The organism is Solibacillus sp. (assembly GCF_040273735.1).
Lineage (GTDB): Bacteria > Bacillota > Bacilli > Bacillales_A > Planococcaceae > Solibacillus.
In genome coordinates this window covers 143,862-167,815 of record NZ_JBELZM010000003.1, presented here as the reverse complement: position 1 = coordinate 167,815, position 23,954 = coordinate 143,862, and the positions used below count along the sequence as shown (strand labels likewise).

Here is a 23,954-nt window from a genome sequence, read left to right as displayed (position 1 = left end):
CCTCACTTATATCAGATATTAGAATTATTAATTTTACTTATATCACATGAACAGGTTATAGTAAACATTGTGAGATTACTTATGTTTTGCTTAAAAGGTAAGCAAAAGAATTAAAATATAACTTACAGCTATTGAAGGAGAGATTATTTTGGAACGTGTAGTAGGAACGGTTGTACGAGGTCTTCGTGGCCCAATTATTAATGAAGGGGACGATATTGTTCAAATCGTTGTTGATACAGCGTTAAATGCTGCAAAGACAGAAGGCTATGAAATTGAAGATCGTGACATTGTAACTGTAACAGAATCTGTTGTTGCACGTGCACAAGGAAACTACGCTAAAATTTCAGATATCGCATCAGATGTAAAAGCCAAATTCGGTGATGATACAGTAGGTGTTATTTTCCCGATTCTTTCGCGTAACCGATTCTCTAACATTTTAAAAGGAATTGCAGCAGGCACTAAGAAAATCGTTCTTATGCTAAGCTACCCATCTGATGAAGTGGGTAACCATTTAGTATCATTGGATGAGCTTGATGAAAAAGGTATTAACCCTTGGACAGATGTGCTGACAGAAGCTGAATTCCGCGGTCATTTCGGATTTAACAAACATACATTTACAGGTGTGGACTACATCGAATATTATAAAGAATTAATCGTTGAACAAGGTGCGGAAGTTGAAGTCATCTTCTCGAACAACGCTAAAACGATTTTAGATTATACGAAAAGCATTTTAACTTGCGATATTCACTCTCGCTTCCGTACAAAACGTATTTTAAAAGCTGCTGGTGCAGAAAAAATTTATGGTCTTGACAATATTTTAGCTGAATCTGTAAACGGATCTGGCTTTAACACTAAATACGGATTACTTGGATCAAACAAATCGACAGAAGATGGCGTGAAACTATTCCCGGACAACTGTCAACCAATCGTTGATGACATCCAGGCGAAAATTTTAGCGGCTACAGGGAAACTTGTAGAAGTAATGATTTACGGTGATGGTGCGTTTAAAGATCCAGTAGGCCAAATTTGGGAGCTTGCAGACCCTGTTGTATCACCTGCTTACACGCCAGGTCTTGACGGCACTCCAAACGAAATTAAGTTAAAGTATTTAGCGGACAATGATTTTGCTAACCTGCATGGTGAAGAACTGAAAGTAGCAATCAAAGAATATATCAACAACAAAGAAGAAGATTTAACTGGTAATATGGCTGCGCAAGGTACAACACCTCGTAAGCTGACAGATTTAATCGGTTCATTATCTGACTTAACTTCTGGTTCAGGCGATAAAGGAACACCTATGATCTACATCCAAGGCTATTTCGATAACTATACAAAATAAAAAACAAAAGGCTCAATTTCCTTCAGCGGAAGTTGAGTCTTTTGCATCCTATATAAAAAATAAAACGGTGCAAATTTTAGATTTCAAAATTTGCACCGTTATTTTGTTTAAGCTAAGTCTTTTATAGGCAGTTTTGATTTACTTCTCAATACCTTCTGTCCACTTGTTCACAACGTCTTGGTTTTCTTCAACCCATTGTTTTGCTGCTTCTTCAGGTTTTGTTCCTGAGTAAATGTTAAGCATTACTTCTTCGATATCTTCTGTTGTCCATTCAAAGGCATCTAAAATCTTGAATGCATCAGGTGACTCTTTTTCCAAGTTTTGACGTACAAATGTGTGAATGCTTTCTTCTCCGCCGAATACACCTTCAGGATCTTCCAAATATTTTAAATCATAATTGGCAAATTTCCAGTGTGGGCTCCAGCCTGTCACAACGATATCTTCCTCATTCTTAATCGCCTGTTCTAAAGCTACTGTCATCGCACCTGATGAAGATGGTTGTAATGACCAAGATTCCAGGTTTGGATATGTTTCAAGTGCTTTTTCAGCAGCCGCAACTACACCTGCACCTGCTTCAATACCTGTAATTGTTGATGCCGCTTCTGTAGATAAATCAGCAATCGATGCTGCTTCCATATAACTTGGTACAACTAACCCGATTTTCGCACCTTGTAAGTTTGGTCCTAAATCTTCTACATCTGCACCGTATTTTTCATACTGTGAAGCATGTGTAGCAGGTAACCAGCCGGATACCATTGCATCAGCTTCACCTTTAGAAACTGCTTCCCACATAATGGCATTGTCCAATGGTGTAATGTCAACTTTATAGCCGACACTTTCCAGAACTTCTGCCACTACATACGTAGAAGCAACTTCAGAATCCCATTCTACATAGGCTAATTCGATTGAACCTAAATCTTCTGTGGATGACGTATTTTTTTTCTCTGTTGTGTCATCTCCACACGCAGCTAATAATAGCGCTGCGCTCATTGCTGTTGCTGCAGGCATCCATTTCATTTTTTTCATTTTACTTTCCCCCATTTGATTTTTGTTTATTTAAACTTTGTGTTAAACGGTCTACAATAATAGCGAAGATTACTAGACTTATCCCCGCAACAAATCCATTACCGATTTGTGCTCGTTGTAGAGCCGATAATACTTCACGACCTAAACCTGGCGCACCGATCATGGATGCAATAACTACCATCGATAATGATAAAAGTACCGTTTGGTTAATACCGGCCATAATAGTGGATTTTGAAAGTGGTAATTCTACTTTTACTAATTTTTGAGTGAAAGTACTACCATAAGAGTCGGCCGCTTCGATTAAATGAGTCGGAACTTGACGGATACCGAGATTTGTAAAACGTACAGTTGGTGGTAATGCGAAGATAACTGAAGCAAATACACCTGGTACGACACCAATCCCGAAAAATGCAACGGCTGGGATTAAATATACGAACCCTGGCATTGTTTGCATAAAGTCTAAAATTGGTTTTAAAATTTCTTCTACTACTTTTGATTTCGACATGAGGATGCCCAGTGGTATACCAATTACAATCGCGATTAAACTTGAAAACAACACGAGTGTAAATGTATTCATAAGCTGTTCCCATAAACCCTGGTTTAAAATGAACAGTAAACCAATGATTGAAAAGATGGCTAAGCCGAATTTTTTGCCTGTTGCGAAAAACGCTAACACGGCAATGATTAAAATAAATACGTATGGTGGAATAGCTGTTAATGTGGACGTAACAAGATCCATTAAATCTTCACCGTTGTTTTGAATGAAACGGAATTGAGCAGAAAACGTATCCGTTACAACATCCATCAGCTTTTCTACATTTTCCGCTACCGGTAAGGGCGTCGCTAAATTTAAAAGTTTACTCATTGTCTACACCTCCGTTTTTTTCAGAGGCTAATGACTCTAAAACAACTCCACGGATTAGTACACCGCGCAGTTTCCCCTCTTCGACTACAGCAACCGGTGTCGGAGAATCGGAAATAACCGATAAAATATCCTGTATAACTGTAGATGGTTCAACAATCGGCATATCATTTCGTAAAATTGGCTGCAGTGATTTTTCACCGGATTGCGCAAGCTCAAGTGCATCATTTGCAGTAATATAGCCTAAATATTTTCGGGCTTTATCAACTGCCAGCAGGACACTTACTTTATCTTCTCTCATACGCTGCAACGCAACTTTTGGTCCTTCATGATCAATTTGAATTGTCATTGGACGGATCATCGCATTTTCCGCCGTCAATACTTTCGAACGGTCTACATCTTCCAGGAATGATCGGACATATTCATTTGCAGGGTTTGTCAAAATTTCTTCCCCTGTTCCTACCTGCATGATTTTTCCATCCTTCATAATAGCAATACGATCACCAATACGAAGCGCTTCATTTAAATCATGTGTAATAAAGACTATGGTTTTTTGTAAATTAGCTTGTAACTCCAATAGCTCATCTTGCATCTCTTTACGAATGAGCGGATCAAGAGCAGAAAAAGCTTCATCCATTAATATGATTTCTGTATCATTTGCCAACGCCCGTGCAAGTCCTACACGCTGCTGCATACCACCTGATAATTGATCTGGATACTGGTCTTTATAGGAGAGCAACCCTGCATTCTGTAAAGCCTTTTCTGCTTTTAATCGTCTTTCCTCTTTTGGAACGCCTCTGACTTCCAGGCCATACTCTGCATTTTGTAAAATAGTACGTTGCGGGAATAATGCGAAGTTTTGAAACACCATGCTCATTTTTTCTCTGCGAACAAGCTGCAGGCTCTTTTTATTGAGCTTTGTAATATTCTGATCATCTATATAAATATCACCACTCGTTGGTTGAATAAGACGATTGAGTAAACGGATTAATGTAGACTTCCCACTTCCTGAAAGCCCCATAATTACGAAAATCTCCCCTTCTTCAATTGTCAAAGTAGCTTCATATACACCTACAGTAGCATTTGTCTCTTTTAATATCTGTTCTTTGGATTTTTCTTGCTTCACGAGCTTTAATGCCTGTGATGTATTTTTTCCAAATACTTTAGTGACTCGGTCAATTTTAATTTTCCCCATAATCCACTTCCTAATATAATTAATTTCATGCTAGTAACAACTTTATATTTATTTCAGGTTGTTAAAAGCAACAACTTTTATATTAATAGACGTTGTTACTATTGTCAAATAAGAAATGATTTTTTTGTTCCTCTATCTAGAAATAAAGTCCCTTAAACAGAAAAAACTACTCCCGAAAGACAATGAGGGAGTAGTTTGTTTTTGTTATAAATTTGACAACCTTTATCGATTCTGATCGAAAGTTGTTACTTTATAGCTGTAAAAAGTGTTTTACATTCGAATAACATTCTTCTTTACCAATAAAAAATAATGTATCTCCGGCAGAGAGTGTTGCGTATGGACCAGGCGAAACAATTAGCTCATGATCTTTTTTGATGCCAATTATTGTAGCACCCGTTTCCTGCCAGAAATTGATCTCGCCAACATTTTTCGATAGAAATGGGCAATTTTCAGTAATATCGATTTGAAAAGGTACAAACGGGTTTATCGACTGATAGCGGCTAGTCCGGTTGACCATTTCTCCTAATGTATCCTGGAAATGATGCAACTCATCAATTTGGCGTTCAATACTGTCGGTTAATTGTTTTTGTAAATCTCTTATTGATTTAACACCTGTTAACCGTTGAATGTATTTAGCTGCATTTTCATAGGAAACGATGACAACACCGCTCCCCTTTGTCGCTTCTACTATATTTAAATCCTGCAGTACGGCAATCGCCCGTCTCGCGGTTTCCGACGAAACACTGTATTGAGATGCCAACGATGAACGGGCATAAATCTTTTCTCCGACAACATATTTTTTTTCAACAATTTTAGCGGCAATATCTTCTGCTATTACTTGATATTTAGGCTGCTTAATTTGGATTTTCTTCTCCATTATTTGCACTCCTTTGTGCTGTGTTCAGTATGCATAAGCAAAATTCCTATATATATACTATATCGAAATTATATACCTTTTTATAAAAACAACAAATGATTCGCTGATTTCAAACAATTTCCCTTAATAAATTGTATTAAAATATAGGTATTTTTTTCTGTTAAATACTAACAATAACATTATTATCTTTTTTATTCGAGTTATTTATCATTTTTTCGACAAAAATTATACTTTAGCACTTTAACTCAATAAACTTGTTTATTATTCAGAAAAATGATGATAAAATTTTGATTATTGTAAATTAGAAATAGGTGTAAAAATGAAAAAATTATTTAGAAAAAAACCAATCAATGACCTTATACTTAAAAGTGGCAACATGCAGTTGCCCAAAACAATGGGTCCTTTTGATTTGATTATGTTAGGTGTCGGTGCCATTGTCGGTACAGGCATATTCATTTTACCGGGGACCGTCTCTGCGCTCCATGCCGGCCCCGGAATTGTCTTCTCCTTTACGATTGCTGCAGTCGTTTGTGCATTAGCCGCACTATGTTATTCTGAATTTTCTTCTACTGTACCCGTTGCAGGAAGTGCCTATTCATATAGCTATATCGTTTTTGGAGAAATCATAGCATGGCTTGTCGGCTGGGCATTATTATTGGAATACGGTCTTGCAACAGCTGCCGTGGCAACAGGCTGGTCAGGTTATTTTGTTTCGCTGCTGGAAGGGTTGAGTATCCATTTACCGGTCGCTTTGACAGGGTCATTCAGTCCTGAAAACGGTACTTATATTAACTTGCCTGCAATATGTATTATCTTTGCGATAGGTGCTTTACTATCATTAGGAATGAAAGAATCGACACGTTTTAATGCATTATTGGTCGCAATCAAACTTGGCGTTATTATATTGTTCATTGCAGTAGGTGTCTTTTATGTGAAACCGGATAACTGGACACCCTTCCTGCCATTTGGAATGAGTGGTGTTTTCACAGGTGCCGCGCTCGTATTTTTTGCTTACTTAGGGTTTGATGCAGTATCTTCTGCTGCCGCGGAAGTAAAAAATCCCCAGCGGAATATGCCTATCGGAATTATCGGTTCCCTGCTTGTCTGTACAGTATTGTATGTAGTAGTTTCACTTGTACTGACAGGGATTGTTCCATATACAGACCTGAATGTAACCGACCCAGTATCTTATGCGATGCATGTAATCGATCAGGAATGGGCAGCGGGAATTATATCACTCGGAGCCGTCATAGGCATGATGACCGTTATATTAGTCATGATGTATGGCGGGACACGATTGTTGATGGCATTTGCCCGTGATGGCTTAATGCCAAAAATGCTGACACAATTAAGTGAAAAGCGCAAAATGCCTACCAAAAATACGTGGCTGTTTACAGTGATTATTTCATTTTTTGCAGGGTTTGTTCCATTGGATTTGTTGGCGGAACTTGTTAATATGGGTACACTGGTCGCATTTATTTTCGTGTCTGCCGGGATTCTCTATTTGCGTAAAAATAAAGACTTGCCACAAAATCGGTTCAAAGTACCTTTTTATCCCGTTTTACCAATCTTATCATTTATTTTATGTATTTTTCTGATTACTCAACTTTCCTTGCACACATGGATCGCTTGCGGTATATGGTTTATTATCGGTATAATCGTTTATTTTACGTACGGAAAAAAACATTCTACGATGAATTCAAAATCTGAATAGTTGAACAGAGTTGGTACAATAACCGCTCTTTAAAAAGCACAGCAAATTAGGTCCCATAATTTGCTGTGCTTTTATTTTTCAAAGGAATTCCCCACATTATTTAAGAAAAGCGATATGCAAATTTTCTGACCTTATTAAATTGTTTGTTTTTGAACCTTTTACAGATGCCAACGAATTGCTAATATGAGAGATAATTTCAAGCAAGGGAGCATCAATTATTATGGAATCGTCACGATCAATCACTACTTCATCAGAGAAAACAAAAGATTTAATTATTACGAGCCTACTTATTTCACTCGTATTTGTAGCCACATTTTTTATTAATATCCGTTTGCCGATCGCTGCAAATGGGGGGCTCGTTCATTTAGGTTCTGCCATGCTTTTTATTATCGCAATTTTATTTGGTCCAAAGAAGGGCGCAATGGCCGGAGCATTCGGTATGGCACTGTTTGATATTTTATCCGGCTGGACATTGTGGGCTCCATTTACATTCATTACACGGGGTCTGCAAGGCTATATTGTAGGTAAAATTGCTTCAATGCACGGAAAAAATGGCGGAAGCATTATTTATAACTTTGCGGCTATCGTAATCTCGATTCCATTTATGCTTGGCGGTTATTATATTTGTGAACGTGTTCTCTATGGAAACTGGGTCATTCCACTTGCTTCAATTCCAGGAAATCTCGTTCAAAACGGAGTAGGTCTTCTCATTGCACTACCTGTATGTATCGCTTTGAAAAAACTGCCTCTTTTCAAATAAAAGGGTGGAACATAGCTCAAAAAAAGCCAATTTCCTCTGAGGGAAAATTGGCTTTTTTTGCTGAGCGTCTACTTCTGTCCCAGCTGTATTTTTTATTTTACTAACTTACTGATTGCTTTAAATGTATCGCCTTTTGCTACTTGCTGCATTTCGAATAATGCCATTTCTACACTAGTTACACGAGCACCAAGCTGCATCATTTTCTGGATGCCTACTTCTCGGTTACTTTCTGTTCGTGAAGACACACAGTCTGCCAGCACTTCGACTTCATAACCGTTTTCCAGTAATTGAGCAGCTGTTTGATATACACAAATATGCGCTTCAATTCCGGCCAATAAAATCTTTTTGCGTCCTGTTTGCTGTAATGCTTGTACAAATTCCTCAGTATCATAAGCACTGAATGTAATTTTTTCAATCGGTTTTTCATCTGTTAAATGCTCCGCAACTCGCTCATCTGTCGGACCAAGCCCTTTTGGATATTGCTCAAGCCATAAAATAGGTAATTCCAATAATTTTGCCCCTTGTACCATTGTGGCGATATTACCTACAACGAGTGCGCTTTCCTCGACAACTTGCGCCAATTTCCCCTGAATATCAATCAGTACTAATACTGCTTCTTCTTTTTTTAACATGAATATACCTCCCCTAAGTTGCATTCTTCTCTATTATACTGAACTTTTCCACTAAATGAATAGTAGATCCTCCATTGAAACGAAATGCATGACACTGTATAGTGAAAAGAGAAATGGAGGATTTACATGTTGCGTCTTAGTTGGCTCATAAGTATGGGCATTAGTTTATTTGGAGTATTAATCATACAGCATTTTTTTACGGTAAAACCGGACGATGTTGCAAATGGAGGAAATCTTGGCGCACTAGGTTTAGCACTAGTCGCACCATTTATTATACTAAGTTTATTTATTACGTTTCGCTTCTTTACTGAAAGTGCAAGAAACGCAAAAGATCAACTTATGCGTTTGGTTTATTTAATATTTGGAGTTGCACTGTTAGTGGCGTTCATCTATTATGCCATTGATTTTTCAGATAATGTGTATGCATCCCTCGGCGGTGATACGAAGACACCCGGTTCCACAATCTACCGTTTCCCCCTATTAAATGAGTATACGAATCACGTTTTTCTTAATTTTTATACGTTTGGTATTGTCCATACATTAAGCGCTTTAGTCGGGGCTGCTACAGGAATGGTCAAGCCCGCCAAACAATCTCCGCAATAATAAAAACCCGAATGGCCATTGTACCATTCGGGTTTTATAATATTTAATTAGCGTACTTCCGCACCAGCTGCTGCTAATGCTTTTAATACTTTATTGTGCGCTGCGACTACTTCTTCGTCTGTTAATGTTCGCTCTGGGTCGAAGTATGTTAATGAGAAGGCTACTGATTTTTTACCAGCCGTCATTTTCTCCCCTGCATAAACATCAAATACTTTTACTTCTTTCAATAAAGAAGTTCCTGCACCTTTAATAATGCTTACAATTTCACCAGCTGGAGTTGCTAAATCCAATTCTAATGCAATATCACGACTCATTGCCGGGAAGCGCGGAATCATAGAATAAACAAGCTCCTCTTGTGTAGCACTTAAAATGGCATTTAAGTTCAATTCAGCCACATAAGTTTCTTTTACATCAAATGCTTTTTGTTCTTGTGGATGAAGCTGGGCAATGACACCCACTTTTTCGCCATCTAATAAAACATCAGCTGTACGACCAGGATGTAAGCCGTCTACTTGAGCTTTTGCATAGCTTACACGAGATGTTAAGCCTAATTTTGCAAATACTGCTTCAACAATACCTTTTGCAACGAAGAAATCAACATTTTTCTTTTCGCCCTGCCATGTATTATCAATCCATTTACCTGTTAGGACAAGCGCTAAGTGCTCTTCTTCAAATGGTAGCTCTTCAGCAGTTTGTCCAAGGAATACTGAACCAATTTCATATAATGCTACTGTTTCCGCTTGACGGGCTACATTATAGCTTGCTGCCTCTACTAAGTGAGGAATTATGCTTTGGCGTAATGTTGAGCGTTCTTCAGACATAGGCATTAATAATTTTGTCGTCTCTTCAGCTTTTAATGCAAACTTTTGAGCGTGCGCTGCTGAAGTTAATGAGTAAGTTACCGCTTGATAAAGACCGGCACCTTCCATAACGTTGCGTACAATACGGCGACCTGCTTGATATGGCGTTAAGCGGCCAACTTGCTCACTCGCCGGTAAGCTTACAGGAATCTCATCATAGCCATACATACGTGCAATTTCTTCAACAATATCTTCCGGAATTTTAATATCCTGACGTCTTGTCGGAGCATCAATGATCAATAAGCCATTTGCTGCTTCCACATCAAATTTTAAACGCTCTAAAATAGAAAGCATATCCTCTAGAGAAATCTTCATACCTAAACGACCGTTAATAAAGTCAGGTGATACAACAACACGAGCAGGTGATTTATCAAGTTCATCCACTAGCACTGTACCTTCAAGTACTTCCCCGCCTGCTAATTCAGCAAGTAATTGTGCCGCACGTTCTGCTGCAGGAAGGACACGGTTCGGATCAACACCTTTTTCAAAACGTGCTGATGAATCCGAACGTAAGCCGATTTCTTTTGAAGTGCGGCGCACAGAAGCCGGATTGAAGTAGGCTGATTCGATTACTACTGTCGTTGTAGTATTTGATACTTCTGATTTAGCACCGCCCATAACACCTGCAACCGCTTCTGCTTCTTGACCATTAGTAATGACAAGATTGTGGCTAGCCAATTTACGTTCCTGATCATCAAGCGTTGTCATCACTTCGCCATCACGAGCCATACGTGTCACGATTTCACCAGTTGCCAATTTATCGTAGTCAAATGCATGTAATGGTTGACCGTATTCCATTAATACATAGTTTGTAATATCAACTACGTTATTATGTGGTCGTACTCCTGCAGACGTAAGCGCATGTTGCAGCCATAATGGAGATTCCTTTACTTCAATATTTTTTACAACTTTTGCTGCATACATCGGATTTGCTTCTTTATCTTCTACCGTTAATTTTAGAACGTCTTCTGCTTTTTCGGCTGAAGCTGTATAATCGATTTCCGGTAATTTTACATCTTGGGATAAAATCGCTGCTACTTCATAGGCAACCCCTAGCATGCTCATTGCATCCGAACGGTTCGGTGTTAAACCAAGCTCAAGCACTGTATCACGTAAGCCTAAAACTTCCAATGCATCTGCACCTGGAGTTGAATCGGCAGGTAATACATAGATTCCATCCGCATAAGCTTTTGGTACAAGACGACCTTCAATGCCCAACTCTTGAAGTGAACAAATCATCCCGTTTGATTCTTGTCCGCGTAACTTCGCTTTTTTAATTTTAATGCCGCCTGGCAATTTCGCCCCTGGACGTGCTACGATGACTTTTTGACCAGCATCGACGTTTGGAGCACCACACACGATTTGTTGAAGCTCTTCTTCCCCAACGTCCACTTGACACACATTTAATTTATCTGCTTCCGGATGTTTTTCTTTTGTTACAACATGACCAACAACAACATTTGACATACCTTGTGAACGGTCAATTACTGCATCAACTTCAATCCCCGCGCGCGTAATTTTTTCTGCTAATTCATTTGCTTCTATAGAAGAAATGTCTACATATTGACTTAACCATTTTAATGAAACTAACATTTATTTTGTCCTCCTTCTTACACTTCTGCCTGGTGGAATTGTGATAAGAAGCGTGTGTCATTTGTATAGAAATGACGAATATCATCCACACCGTATTTTAACATTGCGATACGTTCTGCACCGATACCGAACGCGAAACCTGAAAGCTTAGTTGAATCGTAGCCAGCCATTTCAAGTACGTTCGGGTGTACCATACCGGCACCTAGGATTTCAATCCAGCCAGTTTGTTTACATACATTACAGCCTTTTCCTGAGCATTTATGACAAGAAACGTCTACTTCTACAGATGGCTCTGTGAATGGGAAGAATGATGGACGAAGACGGATTTCGCGTTCTGCTCCAAACATTTTCTTCGCTAATGCATCAAGAGTTCCTTTTAGGTCAGACATGCGGATATTTTCACCGATCACAAGACCTTCAATTTGCATGAATTGGTGTGAGTGTGTTGCATCGTCTGTGTCACGTCGGAATACTTTACCTGGGCAAATCACACGAATTGGTTCGCCTTTTTTCGCTTCCATTGTACGGGCCTGAACTGGTGACGTATGCGTACGTAATAATGTTTCTTCTGAAATATAAAATGAATCCTGCATGTCACGAGCCGGGTGACCTTTAGGCAAGTTCATTGCTTCAAAGTTATAGTAGTCTTTTTCTACTTCTGGTCCTTCTACGATTTCGTAGCCCATTCCTAAAAACAGGTCTTCGATTTCTTCGATTACACGTGTTAACAGGTGACGGTTTCCTGCACGCACTTTTGCACCTGGTAACGTGACATCGATTGATTCATTTTCCAGCTGTGCTAAAATCGCCGCTTCTTCTAATACAGCAACCTTGTTCTCAAGTTCAGCTGTTACATTTTCACGCACAGTGTTAACTAGGGCACCCATTTTTGGGCGTTCTTCTGCAGAAAGTTTCCCCATTCCTTTTAATAAGTCCGTGATTGGTCCTTTTTTACCTAAGTACGCAACACGAACATCGTTTAATGCTTTTAAGTCAGCTGCATAGGCAATTTTGGCTAATGCTTCTTGTTCTAATTGCTTTAGTTGTTGTTCCATTTACAAAGTCCTCCTTATAATATTTGTGGATAAAATCTTTCTCTTAAATAATTTCCACAATATTTGAAAATAAAAAATCCTCGTCCCCTAAGAAAGGGACGAGGACGAGTTTCGCGGTACCACCCTAGTTATTGCATAAAGCAATCACTTCATTGGAGCTAACGACTATGTCTAGCCGGCAATCCTTTCACCACAAGTGGATCCCGGATGCTGCTCGCGGGGTGAACTTCACTATACAATTTGTTAGCAAGCTTTCAGTCATTGGCTTGCATTCCCTAAAACAAATGTTGTATACCTACTCTTCCCGGTCAACGCATTTCGTAATATGTTCTCCAACCAGTTTAATGCATTTTCGTACATTTATCAACTAGCTGGAGTGTGTTTCATCATTACATATCCCAAAGAAGGATTAATAAAGAACCTAAAACAGTCAATACTACTAAACCGATTCCGTATACGATGTTCGAGTAGATAGCCCACTTATCATTTGTTTCACCAGCGTGCATGAAAATCATAAACTGCAAACCAGCTTGAATGAATGCTGTTACTAAAAGGATAACCATCCCAGTTGCGAATGACATATCTGTGAAGTAAACAAGCATTGCAACCACTGTTAAAATCAGTGAAAATACGAAGCCCATAATTTGGCCGATTGGAAAGAACTTAGCCATAGATTACATCATTCCTTTCAAGTAAATGAAACTGAAGATGAAGATCCAAACAACATCCAGGAAGTGCCAGTATAGTGAGAATACAAATGTTTTCCCTGCTGTTACTGAGTTAAGTCCACGTTTGGCAATTTGGATCATAATGAAGATTCCCCAGAATAAACCGAACGTTACGTGAAGACCGTGTGTTCCTAACGTTGTTAATAAAGCAGATGTGAAGGCACTAGTAGTAATACCTGCACCAACATGTACATAGTGTACAAATTCATAAATTTCTACAGAAATGAACGCTGCACCAAGTAATAATGTAATACCCATAAATGACAATGTCGCTTTTTTACTGCCAAGACGCATTGCATGAATAGCTAAACCGATTGTAAAACTTGATGTTAAAAGAATGAATGTCTCTGCAAGTACTGGACCGATTTCGAAAATCTCAGCTGCAGTCGGACCGTCACCTGTACGACCCGAAAGAACAAAGTATGATGCGAATAATGTACCGAATAACATAATTTCCGCACCTAGGAAAGTCCAGAACCCGAAGATTTTCAGGTTATTTTCCTCTGTTGAATATTCCAATGGAACATTGTTATTAACTTTACCCATTATTTCGCACCTCCTTCTTTTTCATATTTTTTCTCGATTAACTCAACTTCTTCTTTATGGATATGGTAGCCATGGTCGTCTTCTAGTGAACGGTAACCCATACAAGCTAAAATACCGATTAAGCTGATGATAGCTAAAGTAAACATACTGAATACTAGAGCGAAACCACCGATGAAGAAGAAAACTGATAAGATAAATGTTTGACCTGAGTTATTCGGCATGTGAATATCTTTAATTTCACCTTTGAATAACTTAACGCCGTTTTTCTTAGAATCCCAGAATGCTTCTGAAGTTGCATCAGTTACGTCTGGAGTAATTGCAAAGTTATAGTGTGGAATTGGAGTATGTGTCGCCCACTCAAGACCACGTGCATCCCATGGATCTGAACCGATGTCGCGTGGAGAGTTTTTGAAACTGTACCAAATGTTCCATACTAGCATTAAGAATGAAACAGACATGATTCCGGCACCGATGAACGATACCATGTTTAATGTACTGAATCCAGCTGCGTCAGAATATGTGTACATACGACGTGCTTGACCATCTAAACCAGTGATATACATTGGAATGAATGATAGTACGAAACCTGTTGACATTACCCAAACTGTAGCTTTACCTAGACGCTCATTTAACATGAAACCGAACATTTTCGGCCAGTAGAATGTTAAACCTGCTAACATCGCGTAAACAACACCAGGGATGATTACGTTATGGAAGTGAGCTACTAAGAACATTGTGTTGTGGTATTGGTAGTCCGCTGCTGACATCGCAAGCATAACCCCTGTTACACCACCTAATGTGAATAAAGGAATGAAGTGTAATGCATACAACATTGGTGTTGTAACAACAATTTTCCCTTTATAAAGTGTAAATAACCAGTTGAAAATTTTAACCCCTGTTGGGATCGCAATTGCCATTGTTGTGATCGAGAAGATCGAGTTCGTGAATGCACCTTGACCCATAGTAAAGAAGTGGTGAGTCCATACAGCGAACGAGAATACTGAAATTAAGATCATTGACCAAACCATTGACGTGTAACCATATAAGTTACGACGTGCGAATGTCGAAATTACTTCAGAGAAAATACCGAATGCCGGTAAAATTAAGATATATACTTCAGGGTGACCCCAAACCCAGAATAGGTTGGCCCAAAGCATGTCCATACCACCGTCGCCGATAGCGAAGAATTTTGTATCCCATAGACGATCCATCGTACCCATAGCTAAAGCTACTGTCAATACCGGGAATGCAAATACGATGATTAAGTTTGCAATAAGTGCAGACCAAGTGAACATTGGCATTTTAAATAATGTCATACCTGGAGCACGCATTTTCATGATAGTCGTAATGAAGTTAATACCTGTCATTAACGTACCAAGACCCGCAATTTGCAGTGCAAGCATGTAATAGTTTGTACCAACTGATGTACTGAACTCATTATCCGCTAACGGGAAATATGAAGTCCATCCAGCATCAGGAGATCCACCGACGATGAATGAGATATTGAATAATCCCATCCCCATGAAGAATAACCAGAATGCCAAGTTGTTTAAGCGTGGGAACGCTACGTCACGTGCCCCGATTTGTAATGGTACTAAAAAGTTAAAGAAGAATGTAATGAATGGCATTGCCATGAATAGAATCATGACTACTCCGTGTGTTGTAAATACTTCGTTATAGTGCTGTGCGTCTAAGAAACCGTTATCTGGAACAGCTAACTGTAAACGCATCATTACGGCATCGACACCGCCGCGGAAAAGCATAACTAAAGCGGTGATTAAATACATGATACCAATTTTTTTATGGTCAACAGTTGTAATCCATTCACGCCATAAATAGCCCCATAATTTAAAATAAGTAACGATCGCTACTAACGCGATTGACCCTAAAACGATAGAAGCCATTGCGATATAAATTAATGTGCTTGGGTGTGGAACTGCAAACTGTGCAAAGAATTCCGACATAGTAGTACTCCTTTCGAAAAGTTGTTACTTTCAAAAATTAGTGTGAAGAATGATCCTCTTCATCTTCTTCGTCTGAAGATTCATGGTTATGTTCCGGAGCTGGTGAGAACTCTAGATGTGTACCAGTATAAGTTGATTTACCAAGATGACCTGGCTCTAATAATTCGTCAAACTTTTCTTCTGTTAATGGAGCAGCCGTTTCATGAACTTCTGTTACCCATTCGTCAAATTCTGTTTGAGTCAAAGCTGTTACATCAAAAATGTTTTCTGCTGTACCACGACCTGAGAAGTTCGCGTTACGTCCCCAGAATTCGCCCGGGTTATCTGCAGCTAAGTGTAATGTTGTTACCATGTCTGCCATTGCGTATTTCTGACCACCAAGTTGTGGAATCCAGAAACTTGTAATTGGACCGTAAGAATAAAGTTTGAATTCAATTGCACGTCCAGCAGGAATGTATAGGTAGTTCACTGTTTCAATACCTTGTTCTGGATAGCTGAAGTGCCATTTCCAGTTAGATGATGAAGCATAAATAACTAAAGGTTCCTGATCTTCATATTCTTGAGGAACATTCTCAACAATGTAGTTACTCTTAACAGAAACAAATGATAAGAAAATAACGATGATAACAGGAATACCAATCATAATTGTTTCTACAAGCCAGTGACCATGAATATGCGGTGGCTCGTAATCTGGACTTTGTTTTGATGCACGGTATTTAAATAACATAAACACCAAAATTGCTAATACTGTTAGAACAATCCCTGACATTAGGTAAATTAATAACATTGTGTCATCGGCTTGTCTTTGAGCTTGAGGACCTTTAGGATCAAGTACTGCTAACTTATCGTTACAGCCTGCTAATAGGATAGCACCTAGTCCCATGAAAGAGAGTAATGTTCCCTTCATATTTACTTTCATAGTTGGACTCCTTTCCAATTAAATAGAGCTTGTTAGATTTTGCTTAAGCGCTTTCATGTGAGAGCGAAAATAAAATAATGACGATAGTGCTACTACGAATGAATAATTTCACTTATTACCATTTACACTATGCATATAGTGGCAAATAGCCAGATCATCAATTCATCACCAATTAGAACCTTTAAATTGAATCCCATAATTAACAGTTTGCACACTATTTTAAAAAGCATTATTTTATTTTTTTGTTGTGACAACTTAAGGCGTCTGTCTAACCTACTTAGATTTTAGTTAAACATCAAATAAGTGTCAAAACATCAAATTGGAAAAAACCCTTATTTCTGCCATTTTTCGAGCAATTCTTTTTTAATATTTTAAAATAATGACGACAAATGCAGTAAAACAGAGCAATTACGAGCTAAAAGATGCCCCCATTTCAAAAATGACATTTCTATGAACTCGTTAAAGTTCATATTTTGCGACTAATCAGAAAGCGCAATTTGTTTCTTATTATGGGTTTTATTTCCACTTTTTACCTAATTCTTTAAAAGAAATGGGATTTTATAAGTACTTACTTACAAAATCCCTCGTTTAAATTTTCACCTGTTTATTTTACAAATGCATACAATAAAATACCTGTTGCCACCGCAACGTTCAGTGATTCTGCCCCGCCCAAAATAGGAATGATGATGTTCTGGTCTGTTTTTGCCAAAATTTGCGGATTAATGCCACTCCCTTCATTACCCACAATTAATGCAAATGAATCACTCGCTTCCACTTTTTTGTAAGAGATCGATTCATCCAATGAAGTACCGTATACACGAACACCATCAGCCTGCAGATTTTCCACCCATTCCAACAAGTCGCCACGTACGACTGGAATATGGAAATGAGAGCCTTGGGCGGAACGCAAAGATTTCGGATTAAATGCATCGACACTGCCTTTCCCTAAAATAACTGCATCTATATCTGCAGCATCTGCAGTTCGGATCATTGTGCCGATATTTCCCGGATCTTGGACCGCATCGACTAAAAGTACCTTGCGCCAATTAAATTGTTCATCTTCAGAAATTTGGCGTTGTTTACAATGGGCAAATACCCCTTGGGAATTTTCAGTTTCCGCAATTTCTTTTGAGACTGCATCATTTACGTGTACTAATACCACTTCGTCTATTGTCCATAATAATGGTAGGTCAACACCATCACGCACAATGATTTGCACGATTTGATCTTTATGTTTTAACGCTTCTTCCACTAGATGAAAACCTTCTACTATATACTCTCCTGTTTTTTCACGTTCTTTACGTTGTGTAACAAGCTTTTTCCAATGCTTTACTAGCGCATTTTGTGTCGATTCGATTCTTTTCATGATTTCCCGTCCTTTTTTACGTACTCGATTGTATATTTTATCACAATTATTTTGTAATCCATAATGCAATGCCATGTATAAAGTTTATTATTTTGAACAAAGTATGGGAAAAGGAGGTTTCATATGGATTTTCAAATTCGACAAGCAATTACTGCCAATGTAATGGGCTCAGATGCCGCTGAATTTCAGGATATCGTCAATGATGCAATTGCGCGGGGCGAGGAACATTTACTTCCAGGCCTTGGTGTATTTCTGGAAAAATGGTGGAACAGCGCAAGCGAAAGTGAGCGAAAAGATTTTTCACAAAAATTAGCAAAACAATTTGTCAGCTAACATTTAGCTTAACCACCCATCATTCAATTATGATTCAATACAAAAAAGCAATCCAGCGTCTCCCGGATTGCTTTTTCTATGTAGTGATGGGGCATTCCATCTTGAATACAGACATCACTTGTAGTTCTTCACGAATCGTCACAGCGTCTCCCGTTGTTATTCATGTAGGTCTACTACATTATTTATTTGCCCTTCCTGCCCATAAATAATGTATGATTCGCAGCGGCGACTACAACCCGTAGTACAATGCCAACTGCCTGCTGTTTGTTTTACGCCAATAAAGATACTAAAACTGCTTTTTGTGCATGCAGGCGATTTTCTGCTTGCTCAAATATATAAGAATTTGGACCGTCAATAACTGACGTCGCAACTTCTTCCTCACGATGCGCCGGTAAACAATGAAGGAACATATAATCCGGCTTTGCATGGGCTACCAATTCATCGTTAATCTGGTATTTCGCAAAATCCTTCAGTCGTTTTTGCGTTTCTTCCTCCTGCCCCATAGATGTCCATACATCTGCATAAACAGCATCTGCATTTGTAACAGCCGCCACTGGGTCATTAGTCACGATAATTGTACTGCCGTTACGAGAAGCAATCACTTGTGCTTTTTCAATAAGATGCGCATCGCATTCATATCCTGGTGGGGTTGCAACTGCTACATGCATACCAACATGTGCTGCAGCAACAATAAGCGCATGTGCTACATTATTGCCATCACCTACATATGCGATTTTTAATCCTTTCAATTCCCCTCTATTTTCGGCAATTGTTTCAAGATCAGCTAATGCCTGACATGGATGATCAAGATCCGTTAATCCATTAATGACCGGAATCGACGCATTATGAGCCAATTCTTCCACCATCGTATGGGAGTTGGCACGGATCATAATTCCGTCTAAATAACCTGACAAAACCATTCCTGTATCGGAGATCGGTTCACCACGCCCAATTTGCATATCACGTGCATTCATATACATGCCATATCCCCCGAGCTGCTGCATTCCTACTTCAAACGATACACGTGTACGAGTTGAACTTTTTTCAAAGATCATGCCAAGTGTTTTACCTTCCAATAATCGTGGACATTTGCCCGCTTTTGTTATTGTTTTCAACTGTGTCGCCAGTTCAAGCAGTTGCTTCACTTCTTCACTCGTATAGTCAAGCAGTGTTAATAAGTCTTTTCCTTGTAAACTTTCAACGGGCTTTAATTGCACCTCTTCTAATAATTTCATCATTACACACCTCTGTGAGCTTTATGTTGGTTTTATTATACAAATGAATAATTATAAAATCAAGTGAATTATTATAAATTTTTTAAATAAATTTAATTGTTCAATAAATCCACATATTAGTAAACTGTTTCATTAAAACAAATAATTTACCCAAGCGGTATTTTTACTGTTTATTGGAGAAAATTTTTGTTTTTTTTATTGAATTCCTATTCATTATTTAGCATACTATTTACAGCAGTAATTTTTGGAAATAATTTACTTGTTATGCTAATTGATTATTTAGGAGGAATTATTATGCCGAACGCTATCCATACAGTGGAATTACCATTATCAAACGATGTAATATGGAATTTTCTAAAGGATTACAATAATTGGGCACCATTAATCCCAGGTTATATCGAACACGAAGCACAGCATGATAAACAGTTCACTTGGACTTTACTAGCAGATTTAGGGTTCACAAGAAAAAAGATTACACTTCAAGTCGATATTACGGAATCTATCGAGCCAACTGATGTAAAGTTTAACATTAAAGGAATATCCGACAATTTTGACGGTAACGGCTATTTTAATATTGCATGCGGCAATAACGAATCCGCTCAAGTTACAGGTAGCCTGGATTTATCTGCCGGCGGATTTATGGGGATGATGATCAACCCTGTATTGGAAAATTTCGTACCTAAAGCAACGACGGATTTAACGAACTCAATTGAAACAAAGCTTACTGCCCTACATGATGTAAACTAAAAAAAAAACCATTAACTTTCCCGACAACCGGAAAATTAATGGTTTTTCTCATTTTATTGGAAATTGTACAGCAGGTTTCAGCATACGATGCACTCAATTCCCTCATCATATTCACTGCAGACACTAATACAAACCTTATTCATATATAATGTAGTCACAGTAAAATTCGTCGTTTGATAACTGCTAAACTCATTCATCTTTTCATGAATGCCTTCTCCAGTACATTTTAATATAGCTTCTTTTCTCGTCCAAACCTCTGAAAACTCCGTACCATTAACAATTCTTCTTTTTTCCTCTTCATGTAACACCCAGCCATGAAGATGTTCATCATAAAATAAATTTTCTTCCTCTATATCAACACCTACTTGACCGCGTTCGCTTAAAACATAGACAAGGGTTGTATCATTATGGGACCAATTGATATAGTAAGGGGCATCCACAAAAAAAGGTTTGCCAGTAGCACTTTTTTTAATTGTAGAAATTCCTAATTGATCTTCAATTAGCGACAGTGCCCATTTGCTTCTTGCACTATTTTGATTTACTTTCAATGTCCAATTATTAATTATATATAGCTTCAACATACATTTTCATTTATGCCAAATTCATTTTCTATACAAGTACAGTCATTTTTATAAATTGTTGTTCAGAAGCATATTCCATCAGCTTTCCAATATACTCTTTATTTACGGTTGGCATGTTTTTAATTTTTAGAAGCTGCATCGTTGTCCGGCTGTCAAAGATGGCATTTGAATCGTTCGCACCGTCCCCGTCCAATTGTGCAACTGCAAGGTTTTTTACTTCCTCTGTCATGCCGTCACTTAAAATATAGCTTTCGTAATAGACTTTATCGACTAATTCAATTTGTAAATCAAGCTCATTTAAAAGTCCCACAAATTCTTCAAATGGAATCGGTTCCGGATGACATACATGGAATACACGAACAGACTGCTCGTTGGCCAGTACAGATTTCACAATTACATCCGCAGCAAAATCAACTGGTGTGAAATCCACCATCCATTGAACTTTTGGTGCTTTGTTAACTAAAATCATCAGCTTCAGCATACGATAAAATGCATTTTCGTGTATGTTGCTTTGGAATTGCCCGTCACTGTATCGTCCCGATAAATTTCCCATACGGTAGACGAATACTTGTTTCCCTGCATTTACCTGATCTAAAATCCATTTTTCCGCCTTCAATTTTGTATCTGTATAGACACTTTCAAGCTGCAAATATTCCTGAATTTCATTCATATCCTTTACACTTTCCCATTTTCCTTCTGTTAGTAAATCCTGGACAACTCCTACAGTTGAAATATGGTGAAAAACGATAGCTGAGTTAAATTCGACAAGTTCAAAAATATTTTTTGTTCCTTGTACATTTACTTTCTCAAAATGTTCTCGGTCACCGAAATGTCGAACATCTGCTGCCGAATGGATTATGGCATCAAGATTTTTAGAAAGGGTCGAAAAGGCTTCTTTTGATAAACCTAAGTACGGCTTTGTTAAATCACCGTTTACAATTGTCAGTTGTGCACTGATATCACGGTTAAAATATTGCAGCATTATTTGCTTAATGCGCTCGCTTGCATTGTCGCCGCGAACTACTACATAGACATTTTTCCCTTCCTCCAGCAATTGATAAGCGATATGACTTCCTAAAAAACCTGTCGCTCCTGTGACCAATACCGTGTTCACATCCTGCAGTTGTTCATCGATTGACATAACAGGCCATTCTGTTAAGTTTGTAAATTCTCCAGTAAACTGTTCTACTTCATTCATTGCTGTATAAAGGACTTTTTCCGCTAACTTTTCAACTGTTTTTAAATCAAAGAAATCTTTTATCGTTAATTTCGGATATGTTTGTTTTATGTTCGCAAGTATTTCAATGATTTTCAGTGAGTGTCCGCCAATATCAAACAGATTATCTGCTACACTTATCCCGTCGATTTTCAATACCTTTTCCCATACCGCGACAAGGTCTTTTTCGACTTGGTTACGCGGTGCGATTATCTCCCGAGAACTTGTTAAAGAAACGCGCTCCGCCTCGATTTTTTCCAGCGCTTTACGGTCTACCTTACCAGTCGGCGCAAATGGAATATCCTCAAGCTGCATGAACTTTGATGGAATCATATAGCTTGGTAAATCTTTTTTTAACGAATCGATAATTATTGTATAGTCCATTTGTTGTGCTGAAGTGAAGAAGGCTTTCAAGTTTTGATCTTCGCCTTCTTTTTCAACGACAACAACCGAATTGTTCACAAATTCCATTTCATTCATCTTCGTTTCGATTTCAGCAATTTCAATTCGATGTCCTCGTATTTTAACTTGCGTATCCTTTCTTGAAACAAACTCGATATTGCCGTCACTTAACCGCTTCACAAGATCCCCTGTTTTATAAATCTTCCCTTCAAAAAGTCCGGCATCAAATGGATTTTCAATAAAGACTTCCTTCGTTTTTTCTTCATTATTCAAGTATCCTAAAGAAATTCCAACTGAAGATACCCATAGCTCTCCGATTTCATTTTCAGCGCAAAGCTGCCCCTGTTCATTGACGATATATACTTTATTTCCAGGTAATTGCTTCCCGATTGGCACGCTATATACATCTTGCGCAAGATCTCTCGGCACCTCATAAGCTGTTGCCATTACCGTAATTTCCGTTGGGCCGTATAAATTGAAAAATCTTGTCCGATCACCTACAACCGATTTAAAGTTTCTCGCTAAATCTCCTGTTAGAAGCTCCCCTCCAACACCTACAAGTTTTACCGAAGCAAATAAATCCGAGTTTTCAGCTGTTATATGATTCACAATCCGGTTAAAGAATACAGTCGGTAATACTGGAATGATTGTAATACCTTCGTTTTTTACTACATCCAGGAAATTGTTTTCGGACATTCGCTCTTCATCATCGATTAAGTATAATAATGAACCTGTTAATAACGATAAGAATGTATCTAAAACAGATGCATCAAAACTGTATGTTGCAAATTGCAAAATTTTATCTTGTTTCGTAACTTGCCAATCGTTTTGCATATAATCGACCAAGTTCAGAATTCCCTGTTGACGAATCAATGTACCTTTTGGCTTACCGGTTGTACCAGATGTAAAAATTGTATAACACACATCCTGTGCCTGGTCCTGTACCTCTTTAAATGATTGAGGCAGAGTTTCATCGTTTAATTGTTCTAAACTTAAAATATGTATGGATGAATCAAGCTGTAATGTATGCAGATTTTGTTCTGCGCTTGCATTCGTAATAATAAATGATGTTTTAATATCCTCAATAATATAACTGTTCCGTTCATTCGGATGTGATGGATCCAATGACACATATACTCCGCCTGCTTTAATAACACCAAGAATTGAAATAACAGTATCAATACTTCTCTTTAAATAAATTGCTACAAATTCTCCTTTTTTAAGTCCATTTCCGATTAAATAGCTCGCTATCTTGTTCGACTCTTCATGTAATTCCGTATATGTTAATTGGCGGTTTCTTTCCTTTACAGCAACAGCATCTCCTTGCTGAAGTACTACCTTATTAAATTTGCGTAATATCGTATTCATCTAAATAACAACCTTTCATCAAAAAATAATATT

21 protein-coding genes and 1 other annotated feature are annotated in these 23,954 nt (G+C 38.2%); of the genes, 6 read left to right on the top strand and 15 right to left on the bottom strand.

Translation table 11 applies throughout. The features are described from left to right. The first annotated feature begins 148 nt into the window (after positions 1-148). Positions 149-1,339, top strand: coding sequence for a coenzyme F420-0:L-glutamate ligase (locus ABS917_RS05055; protein ID WP_350477971.1), 1,191 nt, complete (start codon positions 149-151; stop codon positions 1,337-1,339). A gap of 138 nt (positions 1,340-1,477) precedes the next feature. Here ABS917_RS05055 and ABS917_RS05050 read toward each other — a convergent pair whose 3' ends face one another. From ABS917_RS05050 to ABS917_RS05035, 4 genes are all read right to left on the bottom strand, one after another. Beyond that, positions 1,478-2,365, bottom strand: a complete 888-nt coding sequence (locus tag ABS917_RS05050; RefSeq protein ID WP_350477970.1) for a glycine betaine ABC transporter substrate-binding protein — start codon at positions 2,363-2,365, stop codon at positions 1,478-1,480. Between the two features lies 1 nt (position 2,366). Then, a complete protein-coding gene (locus tag ABS917_RS05045; protein ID WP_350477969.1) occupies positions 2,367-3,230 on the bottom strand; it encodes an ABC transporter permease in 864 nt (287 codons plus the stop codon). After that, complete coding sequence (locus ABS917_RS05040) at positions 3,223-4,422, bottom strand: quaternary amine ABC transporter ATP-binding protein (protein WP_350477968.1); 1,200 nt, start codon at positions 4,420-4,422, stop codon at positions 3,223-3,225. Before ABS917_RS05040 ends, ABS917_RS05045 begins: the two co-directional genes overlap by 8 nt. Positions 4,423-4,672: 250 nt before the next feature. Beyond that, complete coding sequence (locus ABS917_RS05035; RefSeq protein WP_350477967.1) at positions 4,673-5,299, bottom strand: GntR family transcriptional regulator; 627 nt, start codon at positions 5,297-5,299, stop codon at positions 4,673-4,675. Positions 5,300-5,618: 319 nt separating this feature from the next. Between ABS917_RS05035 and bcaP the strand changes: the two genes are divergently transcribed. Together bcaP and ABS917_RS05025 are read left to right on the top strand one after the other, a co-directional pair. After that, on the top strand, positions 5,619-7,013 hold the full coding sequence (gene bcaP, locus ABS917_RS05030) for a branched-chain amino acid transporter BcaP (RefSeq protein WP_350477966.1): 1,395 nt from the start codon (positions 5,619-5,621) through the stop codon (positions 7,011-7,013). Between the two features lie 220 nt (positions 7,014-7,233). Beyond that, entirely contained in the window at positions 7,234-7,773 is a 540-nt protein-coding gene (locus ABS917_RS05025; RefSeq protein WP_350477965.1) for an ECF transporter S component, read from the top strand. 92 nt (positions 7,774-7,865) lie between these two features. Here the strand turns inward: ABS917_RS05025 and ABS917_RS05020 are convergent, their stop codons facing one another. After that, positions 7,866-8,405 (bottom strand): hydrolase, encoded by a 540-nt coding sequence (locus tag ABS917_RS05020; protein WP_350477964.1) that lies wholly within the window; start codon positions 8,403-8,405, stop codon positions 7,866-7,868. A 126-nt stretch (positions 8,406-8,531) separates the two neighbouring features. Between ABS917_RS05020 and ABS917_RS05015 the strand changes: the two genes are divergently transcribed. After that, positions 8,532-9,008, top strand: a complete 477-nt coding sequence (locus tag ABS917_RS05015) for a nucleoside-diphosphate sugar epimerase (RefSeq protein WP_350477963.1) — start codon at positions 8,532-8,534, stop codon at positions 9,006-9,008. Positions 9,009-9,055: 47 nt separating this feature from the next. On the opposite strand, the gene pheT is transcribed toward ABS917_RS05015, so the two are convergent. The 7 genes from pheT to ABS917_RS04980 all read right to left on the bottom strand — a co-directional run bounded on the left by pheT (position 9,056) and on the right by ABS917_RS04980 (position 18,039). Continuing rightward, a complete protein-coding gene (gene pheT, locus ABS917_RS05010; RefSeq protein ID WP_350477962.1) occupies positions 9,056-11,461 on the bottom strand; it encodes a phenylalanine--tRNA ligase subunit beta in 2,406 nt (801 codons plus the stop codon). 17 nt (positions 11,462-11,478) lie between these two features. Then, complete coding sequence (gene pheS, locus ABS917_RS05005) at positions 11,479-12,516, bottom strand: phenylalanine--tRNA ligase subunit alpha (RefSeq protein WP_350477961.1); 1,038 nt, start codon at positions 12,514-12,516, stop codon at positions 11,479-11,481. Positions 12,517-12,607: 91 nt separating this feature from the next. Beyond that, positions 12,608-12,837, bottom strand: a binding site (T-box leader). A 68-nt stretch (positions 12,838-12,905) separates the two neighbouring features. Beyond that, positions 12,906-13,187, bottom strand: a complete 282-nt coding sequence (gene qoxD / locus ABS917_RS05000) for a cytochrome aa3 quinol oxidase subunit IV (protein WP_350477960.1) — start codon at positions 13,185-13,187, stop codon at positions 12,906-12,908. 3 nt (positions 13,188-13,190) lie between these two features. Next, complete coding sequence (gene qoxC, locus ABS917_RS04995) at positions 13,191-13,790, bottom strand: cytochrome aa3 quinol oxidase subunit III (protein ID WP_014823149.1); 600 nt, start codon at positions 13,788-13,790, stop codon at positions 13,191-13,193. Beyond that, positions 13,790-15,754: a cytochrome aa3 quinol oxidase subunit I gene (gene qoxB / locus ABS917_RS04990; protein WP_350477959.1), complete on the bottom strand. Its 1,965-nt coding sequence runs from the start codon at positions 15,752-15,754 to the stop codon at positions 13,790-13,792. Before qoxB ends, qoxC begins: the two co-directional genes overlap by 1 nt. Positions 15,755-15,791: 37 nt before the next feature. Next, the gene (gene qoxA / locus ABS917_RS04985; protein ID WP_350477958.1) at positions 15,792-16,673 is read right to left on the bottom strand and encodes a cytochrome aa3 quinol oxidase subunit II; all 882 of its coding nucleotides are present in this window, start codon (positions 16,671-16,673) and stop codon (positions 15,792-15,794) included. Between the two features lie 604 nt (positions 16,674-17,277). After that, positions 17,278-18,039 (bottom strand): TrmH family RNA methyltransferase, encoded by a 762-nt coding sequence (locus tag ABS917_RS04980; protein WP_350477957.1) that lies wholly within the window; start codon positions 18,037-18,039, stop codon positions 17,278-17,280. Between the two features lie 123 nt (positions 18,040-18,162). Here ABS917_RS04980 and sspI point away from each other — a divergent pair, with 123 nt between their 5' ends. Beyond that, complete coding sequence (sspI, locus tag ABS917_RS04975) at positions 18,163-18,372, top strand: small acid-soluble spore protein SspI (protein ID WP_350477956.1); 210 nt, start codon at positions 18,163-18,165, stop codon at positions 18,370-18,372. Between the two features lie 269 nt (positions 18,373-18,641). Here sspI and argF read toward each other — a convergent pair whose 3' ends face one another. Next, the gene (gene argF / locus ABS917_RS04970) at positions 18,642-19,607 is read right to left on the bottom strand and encodes an ornithine carbamoyltransferase (protein WP_350478067.1); all 966 of its coding nucleotides are present in this window, start codon (positions 19,605-19,607) and stop codon (positions 18,642-18,644) included. Between the two features lie 294 nt (positions 19,608-19,901). On the opposite strand from argF, the gene ABS917_RS04965 reads away from it, so the two are divergent. Continuing rightward, on the top strand, positions 19,902-20,354 hold the full coding sequence (locus ABS917_RS04965; RefSeq protein WP_350477955.1) for an SRPBCC family protein: 453 nt from the start codon (positions 19,902-19,904) through the stop codon (positions 20,352-20,354). A gap of 77 nt (positions 20,355-20,431) precedes the next feature. Here ABS917_RS04965 and ABS917_RS04960 read toward each other — a convergent pair whose 3' ends face one another. Beyond that, positions 20,432-20,902: a 4'-phosphopantetheinyl transferase family protein gene (locus tag ABS917_RS04960; protein WP_350477954.1), complete on the bottom strand. Its 471-nt coding sequence runs from the start codon at positions 20,900-20,902 to the stop codon at positions 20,432-20,434. Positions 20,903-20,963: 61 nt separating this feature from the next. Beyond that, entirely contained in the window at positions 20,964-23,921 is a 2,958-nt protein-coding gene (locus ABS917_RS04955) for a non-ribosomal peptide synthetase (RefSeq protein ID WP_350477953.1), read from the bottom strand. Positions 23,922-23,954: the final 33 nt, after the last annotated feature.

Coding starts and splice junctions, on each gene's coding strand:
- ABS917_RS05015 (WP_350477963.1), top strand. CDS start 8,532: ATGTTGCGTCTTAGTTGGCTCATAAGTATGGGCATTAGTTTATTTGGA.
- qoxB (WP_350477959.1), bottom strand. CDS start 15,754: ATGTCGGAATTCTTTGCACAGTTTGCAGTTCCACACCCAAGCACATTA.
- ABS917_RS04955 (WP_350477953.1), bottom strand. CDS start 23,921: ATGAATACGATATTACGCAAATTTAATAAGGTAGTACTTCAGCAAGGA.
- argF (WP_350478067.1), bottom strand. CDS start 19,607: ATGAAATTATTAGAAGAGGTGCAATTAAAGCCCGTTGAAAGTTTACAA.
- ABS917_RS05020 (WP_350477964.1), bottom strand. CDS start 8,405: ATGTTAAAAAAAGAAGAAGCAGTATTAGTACTGATTGATATTCAGGGG.
- ABS917_RS05045 (WP_350477969.1), bottom strand. CDS start 3,230: ATGAGTAAACTTTTAAATTTAGCGACGCCCTTACCGGTAGCGGAAAAT.
- ABS917_RS04980 (WP_350477957.1), bottom strand. CDS start 18,039: ATGAAAAGAATCGAATCGACACAAAATGCGCTAGTAAAGCATTGGAAA.
- pheT (WP_350477962.1), bottom strand. CDS start 11,461: ATGTTAGTTTCATTAAAATGGTTAAGTCAATATGTAGACATTTCTTCT.
- qoxC (WP_014823149.1), bottom strand. CDS start 13,790: ATGGGTAAAGTTAATAACAATGTTCCATTGGAATATTCAACAGAGGAA.
- ABS917_RS05025 (WP_350477965.1), top strand. CDS start 7,234: ATGGAATCGTCACGATCAATCACTACTTCATCAGAGAAAACAAAAGAT.
- sspI (WP_350477956.1), top strand. CDS start 18,163: ATGGATTTTCAAATTCGACAAGCAATTACTGCCAATGTAATGGGCTCA.
- pheS (WP_350477961.1), bottom strand. CDS start 12,516: ATGGAACAACAACTAAAGCAATTAGAACAAGAAGCATTAGCCAAAATT.
- qoxA (WP_350477958.1), bottom strand. CDS start 16,673: ATGAAAGTAAATATGAAGGGAACATTACTCTCTTTCATGGGACTAGGT.
- qoxD (WP_350477960.1), bottom strand. CDS start 13,187: ATGGCTAAGTTCTTTCCAATCGGCCAAATTATGGGCTTCGTATTTTCA.
- ABS917_RS05050 (WP_350477970.1), bottom strand. CDS start 2,365: ATGAAAAAAATGAAATGGATGCCTGCAGCAACAGCAATGAGCGCAGCG.
- ABS917_RS05035 (WP_350477967.1), bottom strand. CDS start 5,299: ATGGAGAAGAAAATCCAAATTAAGCAGCCTAAATATCAAGTAATAGCA.
- bcaP (WP_350477966.1), top strand. CDS start 5,619: ATGAAAAAATTATTTAGAAAAAAACCAATCAATGACCTTATACTTAAA.
- ABS917_RS04965 (WP_350477955.1), top strand. CDS start 19,902: ATGCCGAACGCTATCCATACAGTGGAATTACCATTATCAAACGATGTA.
- ABS917_RS05040 (WP_350477968.1), bottom strand. CDS start 4,422: ATGGGGAAAATTAAAATTGACCGAGTCACTAAAGTATTTGGAAAAAAT.